3 protein-coding genes and 1 pseudogene are annotated in these 2,514 nt (G+C 42.0%); all 4 read left to right on the top strand.

All coding sequences use genetic code 11. The annotated features are described in order from the left end of the window. Window positions 1-307, top strand: a pseudogene (locus tag LD39_RS20005) (tRNA (guanosine(37)-N1)-methyltransferase TrmD); the annotation flags it as partial. Window positions 308-435: 128 nt separating this feature from the next. After that, window positions 436-780: a 50S ribosomal protein L19 gene (gene rplS / locus LD39_RS20000; protein ID WP_035552647.1), complete on the top strand. Its 345-nt coding sequence runs from the start codon at window positions 436-438 to the stop codon at window positions 778-780. A gap of 70 nt (window positions 781-850) precedes the next feature. After that, complete coding sequence (gene lepB / locus LD39_RS19995; RefSeq protein ID WP_035552644.1) at window positions 851-1,399, top strand: signal peptidase I; 549 nt, start codon at window positions 851-853, stop codon at window positions 1,397-1,399. A gap of 10 nt (window positions 1,400-1,409) precedes the next feature. Further along, window positions 1,410-2,249, top strand: coding sequence for a ribosome biogenesis GTPase YlqF (gene ylqF / locus LD39_RS19990; RefSeq protein WP_035552642.1), 840 nt, complete (start codon window positions 1,410-1,412; stop codon window positions 2,247-2,249). Window positions 2,250-2,514: the final 265 nt, after the last annotated feature.

The raw sequence follows: 2,514 nt of genomic DNA, 5'->3' as shown, positions 1-2,514 counted from the left end.
ACTAGGAACGATGGTCGTCATGGATTCTGTAATCAGACTGTTACCCGGAGTACTTGGAAATGAACAATCTGCACCTCAGGACTCGTTCTCGGATGGGCTGCTGGAGCATCCTCACTACACGAGGCCGGCAGATTTCAGAGGGTATCAAGTTCCGGAAGTCCTTCTATCAGGGAATCATGCGAAAATCGATGAATGGAGGCATTATCAGTCTCTTAAGCGAACCTATGAACGTCGCCCTGATTTATTGCAGAAAAGAGAGCTTACTTCACAGGAGAAAGCTTGGATAGAAGAGTGGAAAAATCGTTAGATGACCTTGCGAACTCTAGTGGTTTATGATATATTTATTTTTGTGCTTAAACGTTCGGTTTAAGTGGAAAACGATGTTCCGCTGCCTCTTAGAAGGTAAGAGCATTAGTTCAAAAGGAGTGAAACACAATGCAACAATTAATTCATGACATTACGAAAGAACAGCTTCGTACGGATCACCCAGACTTTCGTCCTGGTGATACTGTCAAAGTACACGTGAAAGTTGTCGAGGGTAACCGTGAGCGTATTCAGGTATTCGAAGGTGTTGTCATCAAACGACAAAACGGTGGAATTAGTGAAACATTTACCGTACGTAAGATTACTTACGGCGTAGGTGTAGAACGTACATTCCCAGTTCATTCACCACGAATCGCTAAAATCGAGCGTTCTCGTCGCGGTAAAGTCCGTCAAGCGAGACTATATTACTTGCGTAACCTGCGCGGTAAAGCAGCTCGAATCAAAGAAATTATTTAATTTAGTAGAAAGGAGCTTGCATCTGCCAAGCTCCTTTTTTCTAATCATTGTAAGGGAATGGGGAATAGTAATGAAGAAACAGTGGTTAGATTGGATTAAAGCCTTCGTTATTGCAGCTGTTTTAGCAATTATTGTACGTGTATTCCTATTTGCTCCTGTAGTGGTAGAAGGACCGTCTATGTTATCGACTTTGCATAGTAGTGACCACCTGATTGTCAGTAAAATCAACTATACGTTAGGATCCCCTGAGCGTTTTGATGTTGTAGTCTTCCACGCTACCGAAAAAAAAGATTACATAAAGCGAATTATAGGGTTACCTGGTGACCACGTTGAATATAAGAATGACAAGTTATACATAAATGGTGAAGAAGTGGCGGAACCATTTTTAAATGAGAATAAAGAGCAGCTGGCAGCAGGTCAAACATTAACAGATGATTTTACAATTGAACAATTGCCAGGAGGATTTGAAGAGGTTCCCGCCGGGCATTACCTAGTGTTAGGAGATAATAGGGGCAATTCTACTGATAGCCGAATGCTAGGAGTAATTTCTGATGATCAAATCGTTGGCGAAGCTGTATTGTCCTACTGGCCATTGAACCGTATAGAATTTATCAACTAGGAGGCACTTTATGACCATACAGTGGTTTCCGGGACATATGGCAAAGGCAAAACGAGAAGTTGCTGAAAAGTTAAAGCTCGTTGATTTTGTAATCGAGCTAGTTGATGCTCGTGCACCCTTGTCATCTCAAAACCCGATGTTACATGATATTTTGCAAGAAAAGCCTAAAATGATGGTACTAATGAAAAAAGATTTAGCTGATCCAAATATAACGAACGAATGGCTAACTTACAATAAAGATAGAGGAGTTCCTTCAATATCGATTGAAGCAAATAAGAAACAGGACATTCAAAAAGTTATTCAATTGGCTAAGGATCTTGGAAAAGAAAAGTTAGAGAAGTTAAAGGCGAAAGGCATAAGGCCACGGCCATCAAGAGCGATGATCATTGGTATTCCAAATGTCGGAAAGTCAACGTTGATCAATCGCCTTGCTAATAAAAAAATGGCTCAAACTGGTGATAAACCAGGAGTGACGAAAAAACAACAATGGATCAAGGTGAAAAAAGAGTTCGAACTTCTGGACACACCAGGTATCCTGTGGCCGAAATTCGAAGAAGAAGAGGTCGGCTACCGTCTAGCTTCTATTGGGACAATCAAGGATCAAATCTTGCCGAAAGAAGATGTGGCAGCCTATGTCCTGGATTATCTGAAGTCGTACTACCCTTCACTGCTGGAAGCTCGTTTCGGCTTTGCCGAGTATGATGATATAATGGATGCTTTTGAGGAAATTGGCAAGAAGCGTGGTTGTCTGGAAAGCGGCGGCCATATCAATTTTGAGAAGGTGTCTGATGTAATCCTACAGGATTTACGTACAGGGAAGCTTGGCTTAATCAGCTTTGAACGTCCATAATCATCCATGTTAAAAGCGCAAAGTGGGACGACCACCTTGCGTTTTTTTCATTACATAGGATTTGCTATCAGCTCAGCTAACGTTTTTGTAATAATTTAGATAATAAAGGTTATTCAACAAACGTGTAGGATACTGGAAGACTCGATTTCGAGATGATTGTGTGTAATAAGGGTCGTTGGGGAAGGGCTCGCTTTCCTGTGGGGGAACCGGCGAGCTTTCTCGTGCTGCGCCCTGTGGGATCTCGCCTACTTCCTTCTCCCACGGG

It is taken from the genome of Halobacillus sp. BBL2006 (assembly GCF_000786645.1).
In the GTDB taxonomy this organism is placed as follows: Bacteria; Bacillota; Bacilli; order Bacillales; family Halobacillaceae; genus Halobacillus.
Note: the sequence above shows the minus strand (reverse complement) of the source record. Positions and strands in the feature narration are given on the sequence as shown.

What these genes read in the sequence shown, in the direction of transcription:
- ylqF (WP_035552642.1), top strand. Translation starts at nt 1,410, where the DNA reads ATGACCATACAGTGGTTTCCGGGACATATGGCAAAGGCAAAACGAGAA.
- rplS (WP_035552647.1), top strand. Translation starts at nt 436, where the DNA reads ATGCAACAATTAATTCATGACATTACGAAAGAACAGCTTCGTACGGAT.
- lepB (WP_035552644.1), top strand. Translation starts at nt 851, where the DNA reads ATGAAGAAACAGTGGTTAGATTGGATTAAAGCCTTCGTTATTGCAGCT.